This is a genomic window from Limnohabitans sp. INBF002 (assembly GCF_027924905.1).
Classification (GTDB): domain Bacteria; phylum Pseudomonadota; class Gammaproteobacteria; order Burkholderiales; family Burkholderiaceae_C; genus Limnohabitans.
The window spans coordinates 1-25857 of the sequence record NZ_AP027055.1; the positions used below are offsets into that span (position 1 = coordinate 1).

Consider the following 25857-nt stretch of genomic DNA (forward strand, 5'->3'; position numbering starts at 1 on the left):
TTTAAAAGTCTCGCAGTTTTAGGTGACCTGTGGATAATTTTTTGATAAAGTGTCCAGTTGCCTGTCTTTTTGAGGCAGCTATCCACAGAAAAAATATTGCATGAACCAGGGTCTTCCATCTTCTGCCGCCGACAGCCTACCACCAGGTTCTGGTGAGGGTTTGTGGCAGGCCTGCGTCGATCAATTGGCGCAAGAATTGCCCGAACAGCAGTTCAATACTTGGATCAAACCGCTGGTCGCCAACGTCGCTGAAGACTTCAGCAAAGTGGTTATTTTGGTCGGCAACCGCTTCAAATTAGACTGGATTCGCGCCCAATACGCCAATCGAATTGCAGGCTTGTTACAACAAATGCGCGGGCAATCGATTCAAGTGGAGTTAGCGATTACTCCCAAAGAAACCCCCGTCAGAATTAAGCCTGTCTCATTTTCCCAAGAGCTTGAGTCTTTGCCCGAAAGCTTTGTGGGCCTTGAAGAGGGTATTCCCAGCGGCCCTCGTACACGCCTCAATACAGCCTTGACCTTTGACACCTTGGTTGAAGGTACCGCTAACCGCATGGCACGTGCTGCTGCGATGCATGTGGCCACCATGCCAGGGCAGTTGTACAACCCTTTGTTCATCTATGGCGGTGTGGGTTTGGGCAAGACCCATTTGATGCATGCAGTCGGCAACAAGCTGTTGTCCGAACGTCCCGAGGCTAAAGTTCTCTACATCCATGCGGAACAGTTTGTTTCTGATGTGGTTAAAGCCTATCAACGTAAAACTTTTGACGAATTCAAAGAGCGTTATCACTCGTTAGATCTGCTTTTGATCGACGATGTTCAGTTTTTTGCCAACAAAGAACGCACCCAAGAAGAGTTTTTCAACGCATTTGAAGCCTTGCTGGCTAAAAAATCGCACATCATTATGACGAGTGATACCTATCCAAAAGGGTTGACCGACATTCATGAACGTTTGGTGTCGCGTTTTGATGCGGGTTTGACAGTGGCGATTGAACCGCCTGAACTCGAAATGCGTGTGGCCATCTTGATCAGTAAATCACGCGCTGAAGGCTCTGAAATGCCTGAAGAAGTGGCCTTCTTCGTTGCAAAGAACGTGCGTTCCAACGTGCGCGAGCTCGAAGGCGCCTTGCGCAAAATTTTGGCTTATTCGCGTTTCAATCAAAAAGAAATTTCAATTCAACTGGCTCGCGACGCACTGCGTGATTTGCTCTCTATTCAGAATCGCCAGATTTCCGTAGAGAACATCCAAAAAACCGTTGCCGACTATTACAAGATCAAAGTGGCGGACATGTACTCTAAGAAGCGCCCTGCCTCGATTGCACGTCCACGTCAGATTGCCATGTACTTGGCCAAAGAACTCACGCAAAAGAGCCTTCCTGAAATTGGTGAGCTGTTTGGCGGACGAGACCACACCACCGTCCTACATGCCGTTCGCAAAATCACGGCAGAGCGTCAACAAATGGCTGACCTGAACCAACAACTGCACGTTTTAGAACAAACACTCAAGGGCTAATCAGCAAAAGAACAACCTTGTGGATGGTTTCTGGATAACACCAGAGTTATCCACAGAAAAGTAGAAAAAATAAAGTTATCCAGTTTTGAACGACAGCAGAAAAGCAAGCTTGCCAACACCTTATGGGTCAACCCAAGTGCTTGAAAAAAAAGAGGAAAATGCTGTTGTCCACAGAAAGATGCTTTGCTTATCTACTACTACTAATTTAAATAAAGAAAACAAGAGGAAGAGATGATCGTACTGAAAGCAACACAAGACAAGGTTTTGTCAGTTCTGCAATCTGTTGCAGGCATCGTTGAACGTCGTCACACATTGCCAATCTTGGCCAATGTGTTGATTCGCAAAACAGGCAGTGCATTGCAACTCACCACCAGCGATTTAGAAATTCAAATTCGCACCACAGCCGAGCTGGATGGTGATGCAGGTAACTTCACCACGACAGTGGGCGCACGCAAGTTGATCGACATCTTGCGCACCATGCCTTCGGATCAAACCGTGAGTTTGGAGTCCAACCAAAACAAATTGATCTTGAAGGGTGGCAAAAGCCGCTTCACCTTGCAAAGCCTGCCAGCTGAAGATTTTCCACTGGTGCAAGAAGCTGCCAACTTTGGCCCTTCCTTCAGCGTGCCACAAAAGACACTCAAAGAGTTGTTGCACCAAGTGTCATTCGCCATGGCTGTGCATGACATCCGCTACTACCTCAACGGTATTTTGTTTGTGGCAGAAGGCAAACAGTTGAGCTTGGTGGCCACGGATGGTCACCGTTTGGCTTTTTCTTCGGCCACGCTGGATGTGGAAGTGCCACGCCAAGAAGTCATCTTGCCGCGCAAAACAGTGCTGGAAATGCAGCGTTTGTTGAGCGACAAAGAAGGCGCGATTGAAATGCAATTTGCAGGCAACCAAGCCAAGTTCACTTTTGAGGGCATGGAGTTTGTGACCAAGTTGGTCGAAGGCAAGTTCCCTGACTACAACCGCGTGATTCCAAAGAACCACAAGAACACCATCACCATGGGTCGTACGGCTTTGTTGGCCACCTTGCAACGCACTGCGATTTTGACCAGCGAGAAGTTCAAAGGCGTTCGCCTCAACCTCGAGCCAGGTGTGTTGCGCGTGGCATCAAGCAACGCTGAGCAAGAAGAAGCTGTGGACGAACTTGAAATTGATTACAGCGGCGACGCTATTGAAATTGGTTTCAATGTGACCTATTTGATCGACGCATTGACCAATATGGACCAAGAAATGGTGCAGGTTGATTTGGCAGATTCCAACAGCTCTGCATTGATCACCATTCCAGACAACGCCACCTTCAAATACGTGGTGATGCCAATGCGTATCTGACGCGTTGTTGTTTCCCCTTTTACTGATTGAAATTGTGAGGCGCTTGTGTCTCACGCACGAAGACTTGCTATGACCGAACCCACTCAAACCCCTGAAAATCCAGTAACACCTCCAGCCGGTGAAGGCTACGGTGAAGGCTCTATCCAAATTTTGGAAGGCCTTGAGGCGGTTCGTAAGCGTCCCGGCATGTACATCGGCGATACATCCGATGGTTCAGGTTTGCACCACTTGGTGTTTGAGGTGGTGGACAACTCGATTGACGAGGCTTTGGCGGGTCATTGCGATGACATCGTGGTCACCATCCACAGCGACAACTCCATCAGCGTGACTGACAACGGTCGTGGTATTCCCACAGGCGTGAAGATGGATGACAAGCACGAGCCCAAGCGCAGTGCGGCTGAAATTGCTTTGACCGAATTGCACGCGGGCGGCAAATTCAACCAGAACAGTTACAAAGTGTCTGGTGGTTTGCACGGTGTGGGTGTGTCTTGTGTGAACGCGCTGTCCAAGTCATTGCGTTTGGTGGTTCGCCGTGATGGCAAGGTACATACCTTGGAGTTCTCCAAGGGTTTTGTACAAAACCGTTTGATTGAAGTGGTGAACGGTGTGGAAGTGTCCCCTATGCGCATCACGGGTGATACCGAGAAGCGCGGCACAGAAGTTCATTTCTTGCCCGACACAGAAATTTTCACGCAAAACACAGATTTTCATTACGAAATTTTGAGCAAGCGTTTGCGCGAACTCAGCTTTTTGAACAACGGTGTGCGTATCCGCTTGATGGATGAGCGCACAGGCAAAGAAGACGACTTCTCTGGCGCGGGTGGTGTGAAGGGCTTTGTGGACTTCATCAACTCAGGCAAGAAGGTGTTGCATCCCAATGCGTTCTATGCCGAAGGTGATCGTCCTGCGGACACCTATGGCGGTATTCCTGGCACCAGCATTGGCGTGGAAGTGTCCATGCAGTGGAACGATGGTTACAACGAAAACGTTTTGTGCTTTACCAACAACATTCCACAACGTGACGGTGGTACCCATTTGACTGGTTTGCGTGCTGCGATGACGCGTGTCATCAACAAGTACATCGAAGAAAACGAGTTCGCGAAAAAGGCCAAGGTTGAAGTCACGGGCGACGACATGCGCGAAGGCTTGTGCTGTGTGCTGTCGGTCAAAGTGCCTGAGCCCAAGTTCAGTAGCCAAACCAAAGACAAGCTCGTGTCCAGCGAGGTGCGTGCGCCTGTGGAAGACATCGTGGCGAAGACGCTCACCGACTACCTGCAAGAGCGTCCTAACGACGCCAAGATCATTTGCGGCAAGATCGTGGAAGCCGCGCGCGCCCGCGAAGCTGCCCGTAAAGCCCGTGAGATGACACGCCGCAAAGGTGTGTTGGACGGCATGGGCTTGCCCGGTAAGCTGGCGGATTGCCAAGAAAAAGACCCAGCGCTGTGCGAAATCTACATCGTGGAGGGTGACTCCGCGGGTGGTTCAGCCAAGCAAGGCCGTGACCGCAAATTCCAAGCGATCTTGCCCTTGCGCGGCAAGATCTTGAACGTTGAAAAAGCGCGTTACGAGAAGCTGCTGACCAGCAACGAAATCTTGACGCTCATCACCGCCCTGGGCACTGGTATTGGCAAAGCCAGTGCCGAGTCTGGCAAGTCGGCCACCGATGACTTCAACGTCGACAAGCTGCGCTACCACCGCATCATCATCATGACCGACGCGGACGTGGACGGTGCGCACATTCGTACGCTGTTGCTCACGTTCTTCTATCGCCAAATGCCAGAGTTGGTCGAGCGTGGCCACATCTACATTGCACAACCCCCTTTGTACAAGGTCAAGGCAGGCAAAGAAGAGCTGTACCTCAAAGACGCATCCGCATTGGATGGCTTCTTGTTGCGCATTGCATTGAAAGACGCCAGCATCACCACCGGCGGAGCAAATGCGCAAACCTTGAGCGGCGACACCTTAGCCGAATTGGCGCGCAAGCACCAAGTGGCTGAATCTGTCATTGCCCGCTTGAGCGGCTTCATGGACGCAGAAGCCTTGCGCGCGATTGCGGATGGTGTGTCTATCAACCTCGACACCGTGGCAGACGCTGAAAAGTCGGCTGTGACCATGCAAGAAAAATTGCGCGAACTCGGCAGCGGCTCAGAAGCCTCGGGCGAGTTTGATGTGCGTACTGATAAACCCATCTTGCGCATCAGCCGTCGCCACCATGGCAACGTCAAGAGCAGCGTGATTACCCAAGACTTCGTGCACGGTGCCGATTACGGTGCTTTGGCCGAAGCTGCACAAACCTTCCGTGATTTGGTGGGCGAGGGTTCTAAAGTACACCGCGGCGAAGGTGAAAAAGCCAAAGAAGAAAAGGTCTCTGACTTCCGCCAAGCCATGAAGTGGTTGATTGGTCAAGCCGAAAACGCCACGGCACGTCAACGCTACAAGGGTTTGGGTGAGATGAACCCCGCGCAGCTGTGGGAAACCACGATGGACCCGACGGTTCGCCGCTTGTTGCGTGTGCAAATTGACGATGCCATTGAAGCCGATCGCGTGTTCACCATGTTGATGGGCGACGAGGTCGAGCCTCGCCGCAACTTCATCGAAAACAACGCTTTGCGCGCTGCCAACATCGATATTTAATCGCGCTTGCCCTTCCAGCGTGAATGCTCTGGAAGGGTTTCGGCATCAAACACCTTTTGCTGTTCAGCCGTCAGTTGGTTGTAGAACGTACGCGTCGCTTCTGAGCGTTGTTTGACGTGCGCTTGCATGGCAGCCAAATTGGCTTCATGCACCGAATTCATTTTTTCCATGCGCTCTGGCGTGCTCAGCTTGGCCATGGCGTCTCGATCAAGAGGTTGCATGAGGGGCTTTGCGGGCATTTTCATGCCTTGTACAAAGGCATTCCATGCGGGCTCTTGTGTAGCCGTTAAATGCAGCTTGGCTTTCAGTTCTGTCTGACGCTTCTCCCAATGCTTGGTCATGCGTTCATGCATGCGGCCCTCATCGTGGTGGACGCCCATTTCGCCCATCATGGGTTGGGCTTGTGCAGGCACGACAGCGGCCAAGGCAGTTCCAGCTAACAAAACAGACAGTGCAAAACGGGTGGTGTTCAAACGGGTCATAGAAGCTTCCTTGAAGTGAGAGGCGAAATGCCTCGGTCAAGTTCGTACTGTGAACGGTCTGTGTAACGCGTCTGTGCGTCTCAGCACAAGTTGCGTAAAGTTTTGTAGCGTGGCTTTGCCTTTACGCGACTTGGTAGCCTTCGTCGGCAATGGCATGTGCAATGTCTTCGCGTGGTTTGGTGCTGTGCACATCGACCTTGCCTGTGCTGCGGTCAATCTCCACTTTAGCTTCCGGATCCAAGCGTGCAATGGCTTTTTTGACGGCCATTTCGCAATGGCCGCATGTCATGCCCTGAACTTGAAACGTGTTGTCCATCATTTGCTCCTTGTAAAAGATGTAACCTTAACTTATGTCTGAATTGTCTTGCGATATTGGTATTGGTGGAATGACCTGTGCGTCCTGCGTGGCCCGTGTGGAACGCGCGATTGCCAAACTGCCAGGGGTTGAATCGGTGAGTGTCAACTTGGCCACCGAGTCTGCCAGGGTGACTTGGGCTGCTTCGCAGGCTGCTGAGGATGAACAAACCCAGCAAGCCCGTCTGCGGCGGGCCGTCCGCGATGCGGGCTACGAGCCTTTGGCGGCTGAGCATTTAGAGCAAGCACCTGCAGGTGCGTGGGCGGGGTTTTCGCCGGTTGCTTTGGGTCTCTTGCTCAGTGCGCCATTGGTTTTGCCCATGCTGGGCGATGCCTTGGGTCAGCATTGGATGTTGCCCGCGCTGTGGCAGTTTTTGCTGGCGACGCCTGTGCAGTTTGTGTTGGGTGCGCGCTTTTACAAAGCGGGTTGGCACGCGCTGTTGGCGGGCAGTGGCAATATGGATTTGTTGGTTGCCTTGGGCACCAGCGCGGGTTGGGCGTTGTCCGTGTGGTTGTGGCTCACCGCCCCAGCAGGGGCCATGGTGCATTTGTATTTCGAAGGCTCCGCCGTTGTCATCACCTTGGTGTTGTTGGGCAAATGGCTAGAGGCCCGCGCCAAGCGTCAAACAACCGATGCCATTCGCGCTTTGCATGCCTTGCGTCCAGCGCGCGCACGCGTGATCACCCTAGATGGCGAGCTGGAAATTCCGATTGAAGAACTGTTGCTTGGCGACCGTTTGGTCGTCTTGCCAGGTGAGCGTTTTGCAGCAGATGGTGTGGTGCTTGAGGGTCAAACGCAAGTCGATGAAGCCATGCTCACGGGTGAACCATTGCCCGTGCACAAGGTGGTGGATTCACGCGTGACGGGTGGCAGCATCAATGGTGAAGGCCGTGTGGTGATTCGCGTCAGCGCGACAGGCACGGCCACGGTGTTGGCCAACATCATTCGCTTGGTGGAAGACGCACAAGCGGCCAAGGCGCCCATTCAGCGCTTGGTGGATCAGGTGTCTGCGGTGTTTGTGCCAGTGGTCTTGGTGCTGGCCTTGGCCACGTTGTTGGTTTGGTGGTTCACGGGCCATAGCCTTGAGGTGTCGCTCATCCATTGCGTCGCGGTGCTGGTCATTGCGTGCCCGTGTGCTTTGGGGCTGGCTACGCCAGCGGCCATCATGGCGGGCACGGGTGTGGCCGCTAAGCACGGCATCTTGATCAAAGATGCTCAGGCCTTAGAAGTGGCGCACAAGGTGGACACGGTCGCGTTTGACAAAACGGGCACCTTGACCGTGGGTCAGCCGCGTTTGTTGTCGTTGCTTGCCACTGCAGGGTCTGACTCGGCGGCAGAGACTCAAACCTTGCTCACGCTCACGGCGAGTTTGCAAAGCGGCAGCGAACATCCGTTGGCTCATGCGGTGGTGCAAGCGGCCAAGGCCCAAGGCGTGGCGTTTGCAGCCCCTGACAGCGCGAAGGCGGTTCCCGGCTTTGGCAGCGAAGGTGTAGTGCAGGGCCGCACTTTGCTGCTTGGCAGCTTGCGTTGGATGACCGAACTGGCTTTGCCAGAAGGTGCATGGCTCGCGCAAGCGAGCGCTTTGCAAGCCCAGGGCGCCACGGTGTCGGTGTTGGCTGAACGAACGGCGCAAGGGGTCGTGCCACGCGCTGTTCTCGCGTTTGGCGATGAACCCAAGCCGGGTGTGCAAGCTGCCTTGGCTAAGTTGCGCGCGCGTGGTTTGCGTTTGGTGATGATCTCTGGTGACAACGCGGGTGCCGCACAAGCCATGGCCGCACGCTTGGGTTTGCGTTCAGACGAGGTACACGCCGACGTGATGCCCGGTGACAAAGCGGCGTTGGTGAAACGCTTGCAACACAACCCACATGGCTCTCCCCATGTGGTCGCTTTTGTGGGCGATGGCATCAATGACGCGCCCGCCTTGGCTGCAGCTGATGTGGGCTTGGCCATGGCCAACCTCAACGCAGATGGCCAGCGTGGTGGCACCGATGTGGCCATGCAAGCCGCAGGCATCACTCTCATGCGCGGTGACGTGGCCTTGGTCGCCGGTGCGTTGGACATCTCGGCGCGCACGGTCGCCAAGATTCGGCAAAACTTGTTTTGGGCGTTTGTTTACAACGCCGCAGGCATCCCGCTGGCTGCCATGGGCTATTTGAGCCCTGTCGTCGCGGGTGCCGCCATGGCGTTGAGTTCCGTCAGCGTGATGACCAACGCTTTGTTGTTGAAGCGTTGGAAACCTTGATCGCTGGTTGATGCACTTAAGCGCTTGCCTTGTCGTTCACCGTTGACGCTTTGGGTGTTGAAAACCACGACACGTAGAGCGCGGGCAGCACCACCAGCGTCAGCAGCGTGGCGGTGACCAAGCCACCAATCACGACGATGGCCAAGGGGCGCTGGGTTTCAGAACCGATGTCGTGGCTCAAGGCCATGGGCAACAAGCCCAGCGCGGCGAGCATGGCCGTCATTAAGACGGTACGCAGGCGTTGCAGAGCGCCCTCTTTGACTGCCTCAATCACGGTGTAGCCCGCATTGCGCAACTGCTGGAAGACCGAGAGCATCACCACGCCATTCAGCACCGCTTGGCCCGACAACGCAATAAAGCCAATGGCCGCAGAGACGGACAGCGGAATGCTGAAAATCCACAGCGCCACAAAACCGCCAATCAAAGCGAGTGGCACGTTGATCAAAATCAAACCTGCCGTTTTGAACGAACCGAAGGCGTCGAACAACAACACAAAAATCAGCAACAGCGAAATCGGCACCACCACGCCCAAGCGTTGCATGGCGCGCTCTTGGTTTTCAAATTCGCCCGACCAAGTGACCGCGTAACTGTCAGCAATCTTCACGTTCTTGTCGACGCGTGCCTTCATGTCGGCCACGACTGAGCCCATATCGCGGCCCTTCACAAAGATACCAATGGCCATGGTGCGTCGGCCGGCTTCGCGCGCGATGTTCATCGCGCCGCTGCCTTGGCGAATGGTGGCTACGTTTTCTAGCGTGGCGTAGCCGCCGCCGGGCAAAGCGATGGGCGTGGCCGGCAGGTTGATGACCGAGCGTCGGTCACCCGCCAAACGCAACACGACCGAGAACTTGCGTTCGCCTTCCCAAATCTCAGTGGTGGCACGACCTGCCAAGGCCGACTCAATCACGTCTTGAATGTCGCCCACGTTGAGGCCCAAACGTGCCGCGCGGTCACGGTCGATGTCAACGATGAGTTGTGGCACCTCTCCCAAGCGGTCAATCTCGGCGCGTTGCACGCCCACGACTTGCTTGAACTCGCGTTGCATGGCTTCGGTGGTGCGGCGCAATTCGTCTAAGTCATCGCCCGACACTTTCACCACAATTTGTCCTTTGATTTGCGAAATCGACTCCAACACGTTGTCGCGAATGGGCATGGAGAACGCAGGGTCGACGCCAGGAATGATGGCCAGCTTTTGGTCCATTTCTTCAATCAGCAAATCGCGCGTCATGCCTTTGCGCCATTCCTCGGCGGGCTTCACATCCACAAATACCTCGGCCATGCTGAGGGTTTTGGGGTCGGTGCCGTCTTCGGGCTGACCGGCTTTGGATACGACGGTGCGCACTTCGGGAATGGTCAGCAGTTGCAAGCGCGCTTTGCGCAGCACCTTGGCCGCTTCTTCTTGCGACACGCTGGCAGGCATGTCCCAGTTCACCCAGAACGTGCCTTCGTTGAGCTCAGGTAAAAACTCCGAACCCAAACTGGCGGCGGCTAAAACAGAGATGGCAAAACCACTCAAGGCAATGCCCACCACTTTGCGGGGTTTCTCAAGCGCCCAGTTCAACACGGGTTCGTACACGCGCTTGGCCCAAGACACGACGCCGTTGTCACCGTGTGGAATGCCCTTGCGCAGCATCCAATAGGCCAGCAACGGCACGAGGGTCAGCGAGAAGATGAGCGAGCCCACCAGCGCCGTCGTGACTGACAAAGCCATGGGTTGGAAGATGCGGCCTTCGTGGCGTTGCAGCGCAAAAATAGGAATGTGCGCTGCAATGATGATGAGCATCGAGAACACGGTGGGGCGTCCTACCTCGCTGGCAGCATTGGTGATGAGGGTGCGCCGCTCTTTCTCGTTCATGCCTTCGCCGCGCTCGGCCAAGCGGTGCATGATGTTTTCAATCACGATCACTGCACCATCGACGATGATGCCGAAGTCCATCGCACCCAAGCTCAGCAAATTCGCAGGCACGCCCAAAATCTTGAGGCCCAAAAACGTGGACAACAAAGCGAGTGGAATGACCACCACCACCGCCAGCGAAGCGCGCATGTTGGACAAGAACAGGTACAACACCAAAGACACCAACAAGGCGCCTTCCACCAGGTTTTTGAACACGGTGGTGAGGGTCTTGCCCATTAACCAGGTGCGGTCGTAAAACGGCACGATTTGCACGCCCTTGGGCAGCACGCGTTCGTTGAGGTCAACGAGCTTTTCTTTGATGCCTTTCAGAACCACGCTGGGGTTCTCGCCCTTGCGCATGATGATGATGCCGGTCACCACATCGTCGTCCATGTCTTGGCCTACAGTGCCCAAGCGAGGCACGGCACCAATGGCGACGGTGGCCACGTCTTTCACCAACACGGGCGTGTTGCCGCGCGCCGTGACCACGATGTTGCCGATGTCTTGCGCCGAGTGCAGCAAGCCAATGCCGCGAATGGCGAACTGTTGTGCGCCTTGCGCCACGTAGCTACCACCCGCGTTGGAATTGCCACGGCCCATGGCGTCTTGCAAATCTTGCAGCGTGAGCTTGTAGGCTCGCAGCTTTTGCATGTCGGGCTGCACTTCGTATTGCTTGATGTAGCCGCCCATGCCCACCACGTCGGCCACACCTGGGATTTGGCGCAACGCGCGCTCGACTGTCCAGTCTTGGATGGTGCGTAGCTCGGTCGATGTTTTGCCATCGCCCTTGAGGCGGTAACGCATCACTTCACCCACAGGGGTGGCGTTGGGCATGACGTTGGCTTGCACGCCTGTGGGCAAGTCCACGCTGCTCAAGCGTTCGTTGACTTGTTGACGTGCGAGGTTGACCTCTGCCTTGTCGTCATACGTGACCACGGTGAACGACAAACCAAACTGCGTGTGCGAGAACACGCGAATCGAATTGGGCAAACCCGACAGGGCCACCTCAATGGGCAAGGTCACTTCTTTTTCCACCTCTTCGGCGGCGCGGCCGGGGTAGAGCGCAATCACCGTCACTTGGGTGTCGGTGACGTCGGGGAAAGCTTCGACCGACAGGTTTTTAAAGGCGAACACGCCTGCCATCACAAACAGCAGGGTGCCCAGCAGGATGAACAGCGGCTGGTTCAACGCATAGTCAATGAGACGCTTCATTTGTGACCTGCGCTGCTGGCGGTGGCAGTGGCGGGCGCGGCAGAGCCGGGGGCTGGCGTGTGTTGCATGGCCTCGTCTTGGGCGTTGCGGAACTCACGGGCCAACAGCAAGCTGTTTTCTTTCACCACCAGTTCGTTGGCTTGTACGCCATCGACGATGAGCACTTCTTGTAAGCCTTCGTAGCCCAGCTTTACGCGGCGGGGTTCAAACACGCCGGGTTCGGTTTGTACATAGGCCCAGTGTTCAATGCCGCGCAGTTGCACGGCGCTGGCGGGCACCAACACGCCAGCACTCAGCTTGCGTTCGATGCGGGCGGTGCCCAGCATTTCGGCTTTGAGCGTGCGTTGCGCGTTGTCGATGACGGCGCGCACTTTGATGGAGCGGGTGTTGCTGTCAATGAAGTCACCGGTCGCGGTGATCTTGGCTTCAAAGGTTTGGCCGGGAAAGTTGGGCAAGGTCAGCGAAATTTTGGTGCCAGGTTTGAGTGACGCCGTGTCTGATTCCCGTGCATCAATTTGCACCCACAGCACACTGGGGTCGCTCACCACAAACAGGGCTTGGTTGCCAGGGCCGCCTTGGTCGGGGCGCACTTCTTGGCCCGCGCTGAGGTTGCGTTCGACGATCACGCCTTTGACGGTGGCGGAAATGCCCAGTTGTTGGTTCACGCCATTGGCGCTGCCATACATGCGGGTACGTGCTTGGGCGCGAGCCAGTTCGGCACGGGCGCGCATGGCATCGGCTTCGGTCAGGTCGAGCTCTTTGCGCGAGATGACATCCGCCTCAAACAAAGTTTGGTGACGTGCCAAGGCGCGGTCGGCCACTTGGGCATCGGCCATGGCTTTGGCGGTGTCAGCCTGGGCCGCGCCAAACTCGGGCGAGGCCAACGTGGCCAACACTTGACCCGCGTTGACGCTCTGACCAATGTCGGCGTTGAGGGTCAACACGCGGCCTGCGAAGGCGGGGTAAATGCGTTGGGTCCTCTCCTCGTTCCACACCAAGCGCGCCGGTAATTCAATGGTCACGCTTTCGGCGGCTTTGGCTTCAACGGTGCTTAGCAGGGCCAGCTGTGGGTGGCCTGCGGGAAAGCGCAGTTGTTGGCCTTGCACGATGGGTTGAGGCGCGGGTGGTTTGGTGGGGGCTTCTTGACTCAGCAAGGCATAGGCCGCCACCAGAAGTGCGACCAAGCCGCCAGCTGCGCCGTAGCGCTTGGCGGGGGTGTCTAACAAGTTGCGGATGGTTTGGCGCAAGCGGTCTTGCGGGTTCTGTCGTATGCTCATAGACAGGTTTATCGTTCATCGTGGCTGACCAGCCCCTGACTTCATATTTCTTTGGGTCTCACTTGCGAATTTTGTTGATTGAAGACGACGCCGTGTTGCAAGCGGTCATGCTGCGCAGCCTCAGCGATGCGGGTCATCGCGTGGACGCTGCCAGCCATTTGGAAGAAGGCGCGCACTACTGGCAAGTGCAGGCCTATGACGCGGTATTGCTGGATTTGAATTTGCCGCTCAACGGCCAGCCCCATGCCCAACAAGGCAGTGGTTTGCAGCTTTTGCGCGAAGCGCGTGCCCGTGGCGACCGCACACCGGTGCTGGTGTTGACGGCGCGTAACCGCACCGACGAACGCATTGCCGGCTTAGACGCTGGTGCAGACGACTACCTTGGCAAACCCTTTGATTTGGAAGAGGTCGAGGCCCGTCTACGTGCCTTGGTTCGCCGCAGTCAGGGCGTGGATGACGAAGTGCAAGTGGGCCACTTGCGTTTGCACCGCAGGCATCATCGGGTCTTTTTGGGCGATGCCGATTTGGCCTTGCCCGCACGTGAGTTTGAGGTGCTGTGCGAGTTGATGATGCCACCGGGCCGCGCGGTGAGCAAGCGTGTGTTGTCTGACAAGCTTTCGGGGTTTGATGAGGCTTTGGGCGATAACGCTTTAGAGGCTTTCATTTCCAGGTTGCGTAAAAAATTGGCAGACAGCGGTGCCACCATTCGCACCTTGCGTGGGATTGGCTATGTCTTGGAAGAGCAGCCATGAAAGCCACGCACAGCAAACCCTCGTTGCGCAACCGTTTGTTGCGTCATGTCTTGGTGCCGCTGGCGGTGACGTGGTTGCTGGGCTCTGCGTTGGTCGTGGGCATTGCTTCTTACTTTGCACAGCAGGCGTTTGACCGTGCTTTGCTAGACGATGCTTATTTGGTGGCCAGCCACGTACGCCGTGTGACGGGCGAGTCAGGCGCGTTGGATCTGAGTCTCTCCGCCCAAGAGATGAGCACGGTTTTGTTTGACCAAAGTGAATCGTTGTACTTTGCGGTGCTGAGCCCCAGCGGCGCTTTGTTGGCAGGTCATGCCGGGTTGCGTCCGCCGCAGTTTGACGACAATTTAAAACCGCATTTCGATGCCATTGAATACCAAGGCCGTGTGTTGCGCAGCGTCACCATTTACCGCGAGCATCCGGGTAATTTTTATGTGGTGATGGCTCAAACCACGGCCAGCCGCGATCACTTGTTGCAGCGCTTGCTCACGTTTTCTATTGTTCCGCAACTGCTGTTGCTCATGGGTTTGGCTGCTTGGTTGCAGCGCGCAATTGAAGACGATTTGGTGCCGCTCGCTGACCTTGAACATGCCGTGGGCCGCCGCGACGCGCGTGACCTCACTCCTGTGCCTGTCAGCGCGACCACGCGTGATGTGCAGCGCTTGGGTCAAGCCATCAATGCGTTGTTGGGGCGCATTGCGCACAGTGTGCAAGCGCAGCGCGAGTTCTCGGGCAATGTGGCGCATGAGTTGCGCACGCCCCTCGCTGGCATTCGGGCTTTGGCCGATTACGGCCTGCGTCAAAGCGATCCACAGGTGTGGCGCGAGCAGCTGCTTGGCATCGCACAAAGCCAAGAACGGGCGAGCCATTTGGTCGACCAGTTGTTGGCACTGGCCTTGGCGGATGAAGCGCAACACACCTTAGAACAAACGCCTGTCGCCATCGATGCGCTGGTGGGCGAAGCGGTGTTGCGCTTTTTGCCCCGAGCCGATGCTGCCGGTGTTGACCTGGGCGCGCGTGGCATTGAACAACCCGTGTGGGCGTTTGCCAATGCGGCTTTGATAGAAGGCGTGTTGAATAATTTGCTCGATAACGCCTTGCGTTATGGCCGCGCGCCTGATGGCGAAAGCCACATCACGGTGTCGGTGGTGGATGCCCCGCAAGCGGTGGTGTTGGCGGTGATTGACAACGGCCCTGGCGTGTCGCCTGAGCAGCTCAAAAAGCTCACGCAACGGTGGGTGCAGGGCTCAGCGGGTGAGGCCCTCAAAGAGGGCTCGGGTTTGGGTTTGGCCATCGTCAGTGAATATGTGCGATTGCTCGGCGCCAAAGTGACCATGCAAACCGAAAGCCCCCACGGCTTGCGCGTCAGCATCACTTTGAACAAGCCCTTGTAAAATCGCCCCCTCGGCTAAAAGGGCGGCGCACAACCCTGAGGCCTCGCACTTGTGCACACCCAAAGGTTGGTTTTATGTTGTACCCCGAAGAGTTTGATGTCATCGTCGTTGGCGGTGGTCACGCTGGCACCGAAGCCGCGTTGGCCGCGGCACGCATGGGGGCTAAAACTTTACTCTTAAGTCACAACATCGAAACTTTGGGCCAGATGAGCTGCAACCCGTCCATTGGCGGCATTGGCAAAGGCCATTTGGTCAAAGAGGTGGACGCTTTGGGTGGCGCCATGGCTTTGGCCACGGACGAGGGCGGTATTCAGTTTCGCATCTTGAACAGTTCCAAAGGCCCGGCTGTGCGTGCGACCCGTGCCCAAGCCGACCGCATTTTGTACAAAGCCGCCATTCGCCGCATGTTGGAAAACCAGCCCAACCTGTGGCTGTTCCAACAAGCGGTGGACGACTTGATGGTGGAGGGCGACCGCGTGGTGGGCGCCTGCACACAAGCGGGCATTCGATTCCGCAGCCGCACCGTGGTGCTGACGGCTGGCACGTTCTTGGACGGCAAGATCCACGTCGGACTGAACAACTACGCCGGTGGCCGCGCGGGTGACCCGCCTGCCGTCAGCTTGTCGGCTCGACTCAAAGAACTCAAGCTGCCACAGGGCCGACTCAAAACGGGCACGCCTCCGCGCATCGATGGCCGCACGATTGACTTCAGCCAATGTGCCGAACAGCCGGGTGATGGGGTTGCTTCGCAGACGGCGACGGGTGCTCCGTCGGCGGGCGTGCTGGGCGAAGTGCCCGTGTTCAGCTTCATGGGGCGTCCGTCCATGCACCCGCAGCACATGCCTTGTTGGGTGACCCACACCAACCAGCGTACGCACGACATCATCCGTTCCGGCTTCGACCGTAGCCCCATGTTCACCGGCAAGATCGAGGGCGTCGGCCCCCGCTACTGCCCGAGTGTGGAAGACAAGATCAACCGATTTGCTGACAAAGATAGCCACCAAATTTTCTTAGAGCCCGAAGGCCTGACCACCCACGAGTATTACCCCAACGGCATCAGCACCAGTTTGCCGTTTGACATCCAGTACGACTTGGTGCGTTCCATGAAGGGCTTGGAAAACGCCCACATCATTCGCCCCGGCTACGCCATCGAGTACGACTACTTTGACCCGCGCGAACTCAAGCGCAGTTTCGAAACCCGCGCCATCGGTGGCCTGTTCTTTGCCGGACAAATCAACGGCACCACGGGTTACGAAGAGGCGGCGGCCCAAGGTTTGTTTGCCGGTATCAACGCTGCTTTGCAGTGCCGCAGCCTGGCCGGCGCCGCCAACGACTTTGGCGGTGCGTGGACACCGGGCCGCGACCAAGCCTACTTGGGTGTGTTGGTGGACGACCTCACCACCAAGGGCGTGACCGAGCCTTACCGCATGTTCACCAGCCGAGCCGAGTTTCGCTTGCAGCTGCGCGAGGACAACGCCGACATGCGCTTGACAGAGATTGGCCGCCAAATGGGCCTGGTCGATGATGCCCGCTGGGAAGCTTTCAACCGCAAACGAGATGCTGTTTCACGTGAAACAGAGCGCCTTAAATCGATCTGGGTCAACCCTCGTAACTTGTCGGTGGCAGAAGCCGAGCGTGTGCTGGGCAAGGCCATTGACCGTGAATACAACTTGGCCGACTTGCTTCGCCGCCCCGATGTGAGTTACCAAGGTCTGATGTCTTTGGATGATGCCAAGCACCAGAACCAAGAGCTTGTAGACGCCTTGGCGGGTGACGAGGTTTCACGTGAAATAACCCGAGCTGTCATTGAGCAGATCGAGATTGCTGCCAAATACTCTGGTTACATCGACCGCCAACGCGACGAGGTGGCGCGTGCTGCCAATTACGAAAACCTACAGTTGCCCGAAGACTTGGACTACAACCAAGTCACCGCTTTGTCGTTTGAGGTGCGTCAGCGTCTGAGTCGCCAGCGACCCGAAACCCTGGGGCAGGCGTCGCGCCTGTCGGGCATCACGCCTGCGGCCATTTCTTTGTTGCTCATTCACCTCAAGCGATCGCGTGTCAAAGGTTTTGCTCAAGAGTCTGCTGTCAACAATTCGACCGAGGCCGTCTGATGCATCCTTTGTTGCCAGCTCTGCAAAAGGGGCTTCACGATTTGGGCTTGCCTTTGTCCGGTGACCAGCAAGCCCAGTTGTTGGCTTACATGGATTTGATCGCCAAGTGGACCAAGGTCTACAACCTGACGGCGGTGCGTGATGCCAACGAAATGCTCACCCATCACTTGCTCGACAGCTTGGCGGTTGTTGCGCCGTTGCGCCGCGAGTTGACCAAGTTGGCTGTGCCAAATTCGGCAGAACAAGGTGAGGCCTCGACGCTTGCCGTGACTCATCCGAAGTTCAGCTTGCTCGACGTGGGTTCGGGCGCTGGCTTGCCCGGCATCGTCATTGCCATCACTTGCCCCGATGTGGCGGTGACTTGTGTGGATACGGTGGCCAAAAAGGCCGCCTTCATTCAGCAGGTTGCGGCGACTTTGAGGTTGCCCAATCTCAAGGGTCTGCATGCACGGGTCGAAAGCCTGACCCAGCCCTACGATGTGGTTTGTTCTCGTGCTTTTGCTTCGCTGGTGGACTTCACCACATGGTCCAAATCTGCCCTGGCCACGCATGGCGTGTGGATGGCGATGAAGGGCAAACACCCAGACCTTGAGTTGGCTGTGTTGCCAGAAAGCGTCACAGTGTTTCACGTGGAACAGCTTCAGGTGCCCGGCTTAGATGCCGAGCGCTGCATCATCTGGATGCGCGGTTAAACTTCCCTCAGTTATAAATCTGAGTCTTCTATGTTCGGTATCGCGGACTACGGCGCTTTCGTCGTGGCCATCATTGTCTTTTTGGCCATTCCAGGCCCCGGGAACTTGGCCTTGCTCACCGCAACGGGCAAGGGTGGGGTGCGTTCGGGTTTGGCCGCCACGCTGGGCGTGATCGCGGGTGACCAGGTGTTGTTGTGGTTGGCCGTGGCGGGTTTGTCGGCGGTGCTCATCAACTATCCTGGTTTGTACAGCTCGGTCAAATGGGCGGGTGCTGCTTACTTGTTGGGTTTGGGCTATTCCTTGTTCAACAGCAAGCCGGGTGATGCGCCCGTGTTGAATATGAAGCCCGATCACTACTTTCGCCAAGGGCTGTTCATCACGGTGTTGAACCCCAAAGCGATTGTGTTTTACATGGCTTTCTTTCCTTTGTTTGTAGACCCGGCGGTTCATCAAGGTTTGGTCACCTTTGGTTTTATGGCCATCACCATTGCGGCGCTTACTTTTCTTTATGGGTTGGTGGTTGTTTTGCTCGCCCACCATTTGGCCAAGCGCGTGCGCGCCAATCCGATGGTGAGCGTGATGCTCAACAAAGTAGCGGGCACCTTGCTCATGGGTTTTGGCCTGAAGTTGGCGCTGTTTTAATAATTTTTCTGTCTCTTTCGAAAGCTCTGTATGGCCAAAATCTTTTGCGTTGCAAACCAAAAAGGCGGTGTGGGTAAAACCACCACCACCGTCAACTTGTCTGCAGGTTTGGCATTCGTTGGCCAGCGCGTGTTGATGGTCGACCTTGACCCACAGGGCAATGCCACCATGAGTTCGGGCGTGGACAAGCGTGAGATGGAGCTGTCGGTCTACGACGTGTTGCTCGAAGAGGCCACGGTGGCCGAAGCGCGCATCCGCAGCAACTGGGGCACAGAGGGCGTGCGCGCCAAAATTCCAACCTACGACGTGTTGGGTGCCAACCGCGATTTGGCCGGTGCCGAAGTGGAGCTGGTGTCTCTGGAGCGCCGCGAAAACCGATTGAAACAAGCCTTGGCTGCCGTGGATGCGGAATACGACTTTATTCTTATCGATTGCCCCCCGTCGCTCTCCATGCTCACCCTCAACGGCTTGTGCTGCGCGCATGGCGTGATCGTGCCGATGCAGTGTGAATACTTTGCCCTTGAAGGCTTGACCGACTTGGTCAACACCATCAAGCAAGTGCATGCCAACCTCAACCGCGACCTCAAAATCATTGGCCTCTTGCGCGTCATGTTTGACCCACGCATCACCTTGCAGCAACAGGTGAGCGACCAACTCAAAGACCACTTTGGCGACAAAGTGTTCAGCGCTGTTATTCCTCGCAACGTGCGTTTGGCGGAAGCTCCCAGCTATGGTCTGCCCGGCGTTGTGTTTGATCCTTCGGCCAAAGGCAGCCACGCGTTTGTCGACTTTGCGCAAGAAATGGTGGAACGCGTCAAAGCGTTCTAAGTCCAAAACCGCATCCGTATGACGGCTTCAGTTCTTATCCTGCCCGGCTGGCACAACAGCGGCCCCACCCACTGGCAAAGCCTGTGGCAGCAGACGCACGGCTACGTGCGTGTGGAGCAGCACAGCTGGGATTGGCCCTTGCGTGGTGACTGGATGATGCAGCTGGAAGAAGCCGTGTTGGCCAACCCGGACGCCGTGTTGGTGGCCCACAGCTTGGGCTGTTTGTTGGTGGCGGCGTGGGCCGCACATTCGTTGCAAACACACCGTGTCAAAGCCGCATTGTTGGTGGCACCTGCAGATGTCGAGCGCGCCGAGATGCAACAGATGCTCCACAGTTGGAGCCCCATCGCGCGCGCGCGTTTACCGTTCCCCAGCGTGATGGCCACCAGCCGTAACGACCCTTATTGCAGCTTCATGCGCGCCAGTGCTTTGGCGCACGCGTGGGGCTCGCGCATGGTCGATTGCGGCATGAGCGGCCACATCAATGCCGACGCCAACTTGGGCGATTGGCCCGAAGGCTTTGCCTTGTTACAAGATTTACTCAAAGAAGAAGTTACCCATGGTCACTAAAAAACCCAAAGGCTTAGGCCGCGGCCTTGAAGCCTTGCTCGGCCCCAAAGTAGACGACAGCATGGCTGCACAAGCGGCGGCTGCGGACGGTTTGCCCAGCACCTTGCCGCTCACCCAAATGGTGCCCGGCATGTACCAGCCACGCACGCGCATGGACGAGGGTGCTTTGTATGAGTTGGCCGAAAGCATCAAAGCCCAAGGCATCATGCAGCCCATCCTTGTGCGTCAGCTCACCGATGGCCCCAACGCTGGCAAATACGAAATCATCGCGGGTGAACGTCGCAGCCGCGCCGCCAAGTTAGCCGGCCTTGACACTGTGCCCGTGCTGGTGCGCAATGTGCCTAACGAAGCTGCCGCGGCGATGGCGCTGATTGAAAACATCCAGCGCGAAGACCTCAACCCGCTCGAAGAAGCGCAAGGCTTGCAACGCCTCATCAAAGAGTTTGGCCTCACGCACGAACTCGCCGCCCAAGCCGTGGGCCGCTCACGCAGCGCCGCCAGCAATTTGCTGCGCTTGCTCAACTTGGCCGACCCCGTGCAGTCCATGCTCATGGCGGGCGACATTGACATGGGCCATGCCCGTGCTTTGTTGGCGCTGGACCGCGGGACGCAAATCACTGCAGCCAATCAAATCAGCGCCAAGAAAATGTCGGTGCGCGAAGCCGAAAGCCTGGTCAAAAAGCTCAGCGCCGAATTCAACCTCGTGCCGCAAAAACCCAAAAGCGAAAAATCACGCGACATCAAACGCATCGAAGAAGAGCTTTCCGATTTGCTCACAGCGCAAGTTGAAGTGCGCGTTAAAAAGCGCGTCAAGCGTCATGGCAGAGTCGAAGAAATGGGCGAGTTGGCGATTCAGTTTGGATCGCTTGATGAACTCAACGGACTGATCGACAAACTTCGCAAATCGTAAAAACAGATGGCAGAAACGCTGCAAAACGGATTCTTACCAAAGGGCTTTTTCCAAGGTTCGCCGCTCCAGCGTCGTCGCAGCTTGCTCACGTACATGCTGCTTTTGGTGGGCGCGTGTTCGTTGCCGTTTTATTTCATCCACCACCCCGATTACAACCACGTCGCAAACTTGGTCGGCACCGCGGGGTATTGGGGCTTGCTGGTGCTGCTCTGGTTGGGTGCCCCGTATGTGTTCATTGCCAACGGCACGTTGCTCTGGTCGATTTCTTATGTCGCTTATTTAGCGGCGATGACCGGAGGCATCAACTCACCCGTGTTGGTGTGGATCACTGCGGTGGTGCTGCCTGCCATCTTGTTGCTTGACCGGGGGGCTGCTTTCTTTTGGGTCGTCGTGGTGTTCGTGGTCAACTTGCTGTTGCTGCTCATCAGTCAACAGGGCTTGGTCAACAGCGACATCAACATGGCCAACGAGGTCATGGCCTGGACGGTGGCCAACAAACTCTTCGTGTTGAGCTTGGCCATGTTCGTGGTGTTTGTTGCCGAACGCATGCACCGCAGCCAAGTGGCAGACATGGACGAAAGCAATGCAGAGCTAGAAAAAACCCACCAAGCCTTGATACGCGCACAAGCCCACAAAGATGAATTCATTGCATCGGTGGGCCATGAGCTGCGCACACCCATGAACGCCATTTTGGGTCTCAACGGCATCTTGCGCACGGAGCTTTCCTCACGCGCAGAAGATGCCGAGGTGGTCGACCACATCCGTCGTTCGACAGAACAGCTGCTGCAAGTGGTGAACGATATTTTGGATTTTTCGCAACTCCAAGCCGGGCGTCTCACGCTGCGCGAAGACGAGTTCTCGTTGCGTGAAACGTTGACAACGGTGCTTGCGTCCTTCGAGGTCAAGGCGCAAGCCAAAGGCATTGCATTGCACTTAGATGCCGCTGCTGTGCACAACATGTGGGTCAAGGGCGATCGCCAACGCTTGGCCCAAGTGCTGAACAACTTACTCGACAACGCGCTCAAATTCACGGCCGCAGGCAGCATTCATGTGCGTGCACAAGCGGTGGGCGGTGGCGTGTTGTTTGAGGTGCAAGACACGGGCATTGGCATTGCCCCCGATCGTCAAAAACAAATCTTCAATGGGTTTGAACACGCCGATGTGCAAACCAATCGCCAATACGGCGGCACTGGCTTGGGCTTGTCCATCTGCGAGCGCTTGGTTCGTTTGCAAGGCGGCACCATTGGGGTGAGCAGTGTGCAAGGTCATGGCGCACGGTTTTGGTTTCAGTTGCCCATGCGCAGCGTGGCTGTGCAAGAGGCCAAAGCCGCCGCCGAAATGGCGCGCATGTTGGTCGACAAAGCTTTGCAAATTTTGCTCGTCGATGACAATGCGGTGAACTTGCTTGTCGCCCGCATGATGCTCAAAAAGTGTTTCCCCAAAGCAGACATTGTGGAAGCCAACAGCGGCCCCATCGCGCTAGAAAAACTGCGCGCACAGCCCTTTGACTTGATTTTGATGGACATGGTCATGCCTGAGATGGATGGCATGCAAGTCACCCAAATTTTGCGAAACACCTTTCCTGCGCCGGTCTGTCACATGCCGGTGTTGGCACTCACCGCCAGTGCCAATCCTGTGGACCAAGACCGTTGCTTGGCCTCGGGCATGAACGACGTCATACACAAGCCATTAGACGAGCAACAACTCATCGCCAAAATCTCGAATGCGCTCGCGCTGCACGCGGCAAAGGAAACGCCGTGAGCAGCACCAAGTTTGAGGCTCTTGCCACTTGGGTTGTGCCGCGCTTACCCAAGCGTTTTCAAGAAGGGCGCTTGCCCTATTTGTTTTTGATCGTGTGGTTGCTCATTGGCGCGATGGTGGTGCTGGCGGTGATCACGCCTTACCCCAACGGCGTGCCTGTGCCTCTGGCCTTTGCCTGCGTGTTGCTGATCTTGCAGCTTTTGTTTATCTGGGGCCTGCCTTTGAAATGGGCGGTCAACCTAGGTTTGCTCGCCGGACTGCTGCAAGTTTGTTATGCCGCTTGGATGTCCGGCGGCATTTTTTCGCCACGCATGGCGTGGTTGGCCGCGATTCCTTTGATACCGTTTTACGCCATCAGTCGTTTCACGGGCATGGCGTGGTTGGTGTTGGTGTTGTGCGTGGAGCTTGCCATGGCCTACATCACTTGGCACGGTTGGTTGCCCGACAACCCAACGCTGGGGGCTGCACAAATCATGTCCTCGTTTGCCAGCTACACGGTGGTCACGCTCATCGTGATCACTGTGCCGTTTTTGTATGACAGCCTCTTTCGCCAAGCCTATGCCGCGAGTCTTCAGCGCAACTTAGAGCTAGAAGAAAAACGCAAAGAACTTCTGCGTACAGCGGCCTTGCGCGAACAGTTCATTGCCACTGTCAGCCACGAACTGCGCACACCCATGAATGCCATCTTGGGTTTCAACAACATGCTGCTTGCGCGCGTGTCTGACAACCCGCAAGCGCTGAAAATTTTGAACCACACGCGCCAGTCCGCAGACCACTTGCTCACCGTGATCAACGATGTGTTGGATTACTCACAGTTGCAAGCGGGCAAGATCAATGTGCAGTACGAAACCTTTGCCTTGCGCGATACCGTTCACACCGCATTCGATTTGTTCGCGCAGCGCGTCGAGAGCATGCATCTGAAATACACCTGCACCATTGACGACAACGTGCCGCACTGGGTGCATGCGGACCGTCATCGGCTCATGCAAATTTTGGTGAACTTGTTGGGCAACGCCATCAAGTTCACGCACCAAGGCCATGTGATTTTGCATGTCCGCCAGCAACCGCTGTGCGTGCACTTCTCCGTGCGTGATACGGGCATCGGCATTCCCGAAGCGCAACAGCCCAAAATTTTCCAACGCTTTGTGCAAGCCGAGGATGACATCCAGTCGCGCTACGGCGGCAACGGTTTGGGCTTGTCCATCACGCAGCGCCTTGTCGAGTTGATGGGCGGCCATATTGGTTTTGAAAGCAAGCCCGGTGAAGGTTCCATGTTTTGGTTCACTTTGCCACTGGTGGAGGTGGCACCTCCTGAGGTGGAGGCCCCACGGGCCAAAACGCCCGCGGCCACGAGCGTCACAGTGCCGCGCTTTTTGGTTGTAGACGACCATCCGATCAACCGATTGCTGGTGCGTCAAATCCTGAAAAACAATTGGAAAAATTGTGAACTGGTCGAAGCCGACAACGGCATCAAAGCGCTGGATGCGCTGCGTCAACAAGAGTTTGATGTGGTGCTCATGGACATGGTCATGCCCGAAATGGATGGCATCGAAGCCACCACGGCGTTGCGTTTAAGCTTTGACCAGCCCACGCGTGACACCCCAGTCTTGGGGCTCACCGCGAACGTCAACCCGCAAGACCTTGAGCGCTTTGCCGATGCCGGCGTGAGCGCTGTGGTGCTCAAGCCATTTGATGCCGTCAAGCTCTGCGCTCAAGTCGAGCAAATGCTCACAGAGAAAAAATCTTCCCTGGGTTCATGATGTTGTCCGGGTCCAGAGCCCGTTTGATGGTGCGCATCATGTCCACCGCACCTTCGCCGGTTTCGGTACGCAAGAATTCCATCTTGTGCAAACCGATGCCGTGTTCGCCGGTGCATGTGCCGCCCAGACTCAGGGCGCGTGTCACCAGTTTGTGGTTCAAGTCTTCGGCCAAGGCGCACTCTTGCGCGTTGTTGGGGTCGATCAAATAACCCACATGGAAATTGCCATCACCAACGTGACCCACTAAGAAGTAGTGCAGGCCAGACGCATTGACTTCGGCAACCGAGTCCAGCATGGCGTCTGCCAGTTTGCTAATGGGCACACAGGTGTCGGTCGTCACTGCGCGGCAGCCGGGTCGGCTTTGAATCGCGGCAAAGTAGGCGTTGTGTCGCGCCGTCCACAAGCGTGTGCGCTCTTCAGGTGTCGTGGCCCATTCAAACGAGACACCACCATGTTCTGCTGCAATTTCTTGCACCGTCTCCGCTTGCTCTTTCACGCCGGCGGGTGAGCCGTGAAACTCCATCAACAGCATGGGTGTTTCAGCTAAATTCAATTTTGCGTATTGGTTCACCATGCCCACCGATTGGCCGTCCAGCAGTTCCACTCGCGCAATTGGTACGCCCATTTGAATGGTTGTAATCGTGGTGTGTACCGCCGCTTCAATGCTGGGGAATGAACACACGGCAGCCAGCACCGCCTCAGGCAGTGGGTAAATGCGCAGCGTGATTTCGGTCATCACACCCAGCGTGCCTTCGCTGCCCACAAACAGGCGCGTCAGGTCGTAGCCTGCGGCCGACTTTTTGGCACGCGTGCCTGTGCGAATCACCTCGCCACTGGCGGTTACCACTTCAAGCGTCAACACGTTTTCGCGCATCGTGCCGTAGCGCACGGCGTTGGTACCGCTGGCACGTGTGGCGCACATGCCGCCAATCGATGCGTCCGCACCTGGGTCGATGGGGAAAAACAAACCCGTGCTTTTGATTTCTTCGTTCAGCTGCTTGCGCGTCACGCCGGGTTGCACCGTCACCGTCAAGTCTTCGGCGTTGATGCTCAGCACCTTGTTCATGCGGCTCACGTCCAGGCTGATACCGCCTTGCACGGCCAGCAAGTGGCCTTCTAGCGACGAACCCACACCAAATGGAATGACGGGCGCTTTGTATTGCGCGGCCAGAGTGACGGCATCCGCCACGTCTTGCGTGCTTTCGGCAAACACCACCGCCGCGGGGGGCGGCACATGCACGAAGGGTGACTCATCGCGTCCATGCTGCTCTCGCACCACCAACGCAGTTGAGCAATTTGCGCCAAATCGGGCTTGCAGTGCCGCAATCAATTCGGCGGGCACCTCGCGTGGTGCGAGGGCTGGCGTTAAGTGCTGGTGGGCGGTGGGGGCGTTCATGGGGTTTTCTCCTAAGCAATCGCTCATTTTAAGAAGAAGCCTTGTCAGCCAAAAGCGCCCACGTGACAGGCAAAATAAGCCAAAAATCAAACTC

At 56.4% G+C, this 25857-nt stretch carries 19 protein-coding genes; 14 read left to right on the forward strand and 5 right to left on the reverse strand.

Features of this window, described 5'->3' with window-relative positions; genetic code table 11:
• Positions 1–100 precede the first annotated feature (100 nt).
• From dnaA to gyrB, 3 genes are all read left to right on the forward strand, one after another.
• Complete coding sequence (gene dnaA, locus QMG15_RS00005; RefSeq protein WP_281788928.1) at positions 101–1513, forward strand: chromosomal replication initiator protein DnaA; 1413 nt, start codon at positions 101–103, stop codon at positions 1511–1513.
• Between the two features lie 231 nt (positions 1514–1744).
• Positions 1745–2851 carry a DNA polymerase III subunit beta gene (dnaN, locus tag QMG15_RS00010; RefSeq protein ID WP_281788929.1) on the forward strand — a complete coding sequence of 369 codons (1107 nt, stop codon included), beginning with the start codon at positions 1745–1747 and terminating at the stop codon, positions 2849–2851.
• Positions 2852–2920: 69 nt separating this feature from the next.
• Positions 2921–5485 (forward strand): DNA topoisomerase (ATP-hydrolyzing) subunit B, encoded by a 2565-nt coding sequence (gene gyrB / locus QMG15_RS00015; protein ID WP_281788930.1) that lies wholly within the window; start codon positions 2921–2923, stop codon positions 5483–5485.
• Here the strand turns inward: gyrB and QMG15_RS00020 are convergent.
• Positions 5482–5967 carry a Spy/CpxP family protein refolding chaperone gene (locus tag QMG15_RS00020; protein ID WP_281788931.1) on the reverse strand — a complete coding sequence of 162 codons (486 nt, stop codon included), beginning with the start codon at positions 5965–5967 and terminating at the stop codon, positions 5482–5484. The genes gyrB and QMG15_RS00020 overlap by 4 nt on opposite strands.
• 121 nt (positions 5968–6088) lie before the next feature.
• Positions 6089–6283 carry a cation transporter gene (locus QMG15_RS00025; RefSeq protein WP_108402849.1) on the reverse strand — a complete coding sequence of 65 codons (195 nt, stop codon included), beginning with the start codon at positions 6281–6283 and terminating at the stop codon, positions 6089–6091.
• Between the two features lie 34 nt (positions 6284–6317).
• On the opposite strand from QMG15_RS00025, the gene QMG15_RS00030 reads away from it, so the two are divergent.
• Entirely contained in the window at positions 6318–8564 is a 2247-nt protein-coding gene (locus QMG15_RS00030) for a heavy metal translocating P-type ATPase (RefSeq protein ID WP_281788932.1), read from the forward strand.
• A gap of 16 nt (positions 8565–8580) precedes the next feature.
• Here the strand turns inward: QMG15_RS00030 and QMG15_RS00035 are convergent, their stop codons facing one another.
• Positions 8581–11670, reverse strand: coding sequence for a CusA/CzcA family heavy metal efflux RND transporter (locus QMG15_RS00035; protein ID WP_281788933.1), 3090 nt, complete (start codon positions 11668–11670; stop codon positions 8581–8583).
• Positions 11667–12947, reverse strand: coding sequence for an efflux RND transporter periplasmic adaptor subunit (locus QMG15_RS00040; protein WP_281788934.1), 1281 nt, complete (start codon positions 12945–12947; stop codon positions 11667–11669). Before QMG15_RS00040 ends, QMG15_RS00035 begins: the two co-directional genes overlap by 4 nt.
• A gap of 62 nt (positions 12948–13009) precedes the next feature.
• Here QMG15_RS00040 and QMG15_RS00045 point away from each other — a divergent pair, with 62 nt between their 5' ends.
• From QMG15_RS00045 to QMG15_RS00090, 10 genes are all read left to right on the forward strand, one after another.
• Positions 13010–13699 (forward strand): response regulator transcription factor, encoded by a 690-nt coding sequence (locus QMG15_RS00045; RefSeq protein WP_281790150.1) that lies wholly within the window; start codon positions 13010–13012, stop codon positions 13697–13699.
• A complete protein-coding gene (locus tag QMG15_RS00050; RefSeq protein WP_281788935.1) occupies positions 13696–15090 on the forward strand; it encodes a sensor histidine kinase in 1395 nt (464 codons plus the stop codon). Before QMG15_RS00045 ends, QMG15_RS00050 begins: the two co-directional genes overlap by 4 nt.
• A gap of 74 nt (positions 15091–15164) precedes the next feature.
• A complete protein-coding gene (gene mnmG / locus QMG15_RS00055; protein ID WP_281788936.1) occupies positions 15165–17204 on the forward strand; it encodes a tRNA uridine-5-carboxymethylaminomethyl(34) synthesis enzyme MnmG in 2040 nt (679 codons plus the stop codon).
• Positions 17204–17896, forward strand: coding sequence for a 16S rRNA (guanine(527)-N(7))-methyltransferase RsmG (gene rsmG, locus QMG15_RS00060; RefSeq protein WP_281788937.1), 693 nt, complete (start codon positions 17204–17206; stop codon positions 17894–17896). Before mnmG ends, rsmG begins: the two co-directional genes overlap by 1 nt.
• Positions 17897–17926: 30 nt before the next feature.
• The gene (locus QMG15_RS00065) at positions 17927–18538 is read left to right on the forward strand and encodes a LysE family translocator (RefSeq protein WP_281788938.1); all 612 of its coding nucleotides are present in this window, start codon (positions 17927–17929) and stop codon (positions 18536–18538) included.
• Between the two features lie 30 nt (positions 18539–18568).
• Entirely contained in the window at positions 18569–19366 is a 798-nt protein-coding gene (locus QMG15_RS00070) for an AAA family ATPase (protein ID WP_281788940.1), read from the forward strand.
• Positions 19367–19384: 18 nt separating this feature from the next.
• A complete protein-coding gene (locus QMG15_RS00075) occupies positions 19385–19936 on the forward strand; it encodes an alpha/beta fold hydrolase (RefSeq protein WP_108359489.1) in 552 nt (183 codons plus the stop codon).
• A complete protein-coding gene (locus tag QMG15_RS00080) occupies positions 19926–20846 on the forward strand; it encodes a ParB/RepB/Spo0J family partition protein (protein ID WP_281788941.1) in 921 nt (306 codons plus the stop codon). Before QMG15_RS00075 ends, QMG15_RS00080 begins: the two co-directional genes overlap by 11 nt.
• Before the next feature lie 6 nt (positions 20847–20852).
• Positions 20853–22607: an ATP-binding protein gene (locus QMG15_RS00085; protein WP_281788942.1), complete on the forward strand. Its 1755-nt coding sequence runs from the start codon at positions 20853–20855 to the stop codon at positions 22605–22607.
• Entirely contained in the window at positions 22604–24367 is a 1764-nt protein-coding gene (locus tag QMG15_RS00090; protein WP_281788943.1) for an ATP-binding protein, read from the forward strand. The genes QMG15_RS00085 and QMG15_RS00090 overlap by 4 nt, the downstream gene beginning before the upstream one ends.
• Here the strand turns inward: QMG15_RS00090 and QMG15_RS00095 are convergent.
• Complete coding sequence (locus QMG15_RS00095; protein WP_281788944.1) at positions 24336–25763, reverse strand: FAD-linked oxidase C-terminal domain-containing protein; 1428 nt, start codon at positions 25761–25763, stop codon at positions 24336–24338. The genes QMG15_RS00090 and QMG15_RS00095 overlap by 32 nt on opposite strands.
• Positions 25764–25857 lie beyond the last annotated feature (94 nt).

Excerpts from the sequence above, each read along its gene's own strand:
- dnaA (WP_281788928.1), top strand. The coding sequence starts at position 101 with ATGAACCAGGGTCTTCCATCTTCTGCCGCCGACAGCCTACCACCAGGT.
- dnaN (WP_281788929.1), top strand. The coding sequence starts at position 1,745 with ATGATCGTACTGAAAGCAACACAAGACAAGGTTTTGTCAGTTCTGCAA.
- gyrB (WP_281788930.1), top strand. The coding sequence starts at position 2,921 with ATGACCGAACCCACTCAAACCCCTGAAAATCCAGTAACACCTCCAGCC.
- QMG15_RS00020 (WP_281788931.1), bottom strand. The coding sequence starts at position 5,967 with ATGACCCGTTTGAACACCACCCGTTTTGCACTGTCTGTTTTGTTAGCT.
- QMG15_RS00025 (WP_108402849.1), bottom strand. The coding sequence starts at position 6,283 with ATGGACAACACGTTTCAAGTTCAGGGCATGACATGCGGCCATTGCGAA.
- QMG15_RS00030 (WP_281788932.1), top strand. The coding sequence starts at position 6,318 with ATGTCTGAATTGTCTTGCGATATTGGTATTGGTGGAATGACCTGTGCG.
- QMG15_RS00035 (WP_281788933.1), bottom strand. The coding sequence starts at position 11,670 with ATGAAGCGTCTCATTGACTATGCGTTGAACCAGCCGCTGTTCATCCTG.
- QMG15_RS00040 (WP_281788934.1), bottom strand. The coding sequence starts at position 12,947 with ATGAGCATACGACAGAACCCGCAAGACCGCTTGCGCCAAACCATCCGC.
- QMG15_RS00050 (WP_281788935.1), top strand. The coding sequence starts at position 13,696 with ATGAAAGCCACGCACAGCAAACCCTCGTTGCGCAACCGTTTGTTGCGT.
- mnmG (WP_281788936.1), top strand. The coding sequence starts at position 15,165 with ATGTTGTACCCCGAAGAGTTTGATGTCATCGTCGTTGGCGGTGGTCAC.
- rsmG (WP_281788937.1), top strand. The coding sequence starts at position 17,204 with ATGCATCCTTTGTTGCCAGCTCTGCAAAAGGGGCTTCACGATTTGGGC.
- QMG15_RS00065 (WP_281788938.1), top strand. The coding sequence starts at position 17,927 with ATGTTCGGTATCGCGGACTACGGCGCTTTCGTCGTGGCCATCATTGTC.
- QMG15_RS00070 (WP_281788940.1), top strand. The coding sequence starts at position 18,569 with ATGGCCAAAATCTTTTGCGTTGCAAACCAAAAAGGCGGTGTGGGTAAA.
- QMG15_RS00075 (WP_108359489.1), top strand. The coding sequence starts at position 19,385 with ATGACGGCTTCAGTTCTTATCCTGCCCGGCTGGCACAACAGCGGCCCC.
- QMG15_RS00080 (WP_281788941.1), top strand. The coding sequence starts at position 19,926 with ATGGTCACTAAAAAACCCAAAGGCTTAGGCCGCGGCCTTGAAGCCTTG.
- QMG15_RS00085 (WP_281788942.1), top strand. The coding sequence starts at position 20,853 with ATGGCAGAAACGCTGCAAAACGGATTCTTACCAAAGGGCTTTTTCCAA.
- QMG15_RS00095 (WP_281788944.1), bottom strand. The coding sequence starts at position 25,763 with ATGAACGCCCCCACCGCCCACCAGCACTTAACGCCAGCCCTCGCACCA.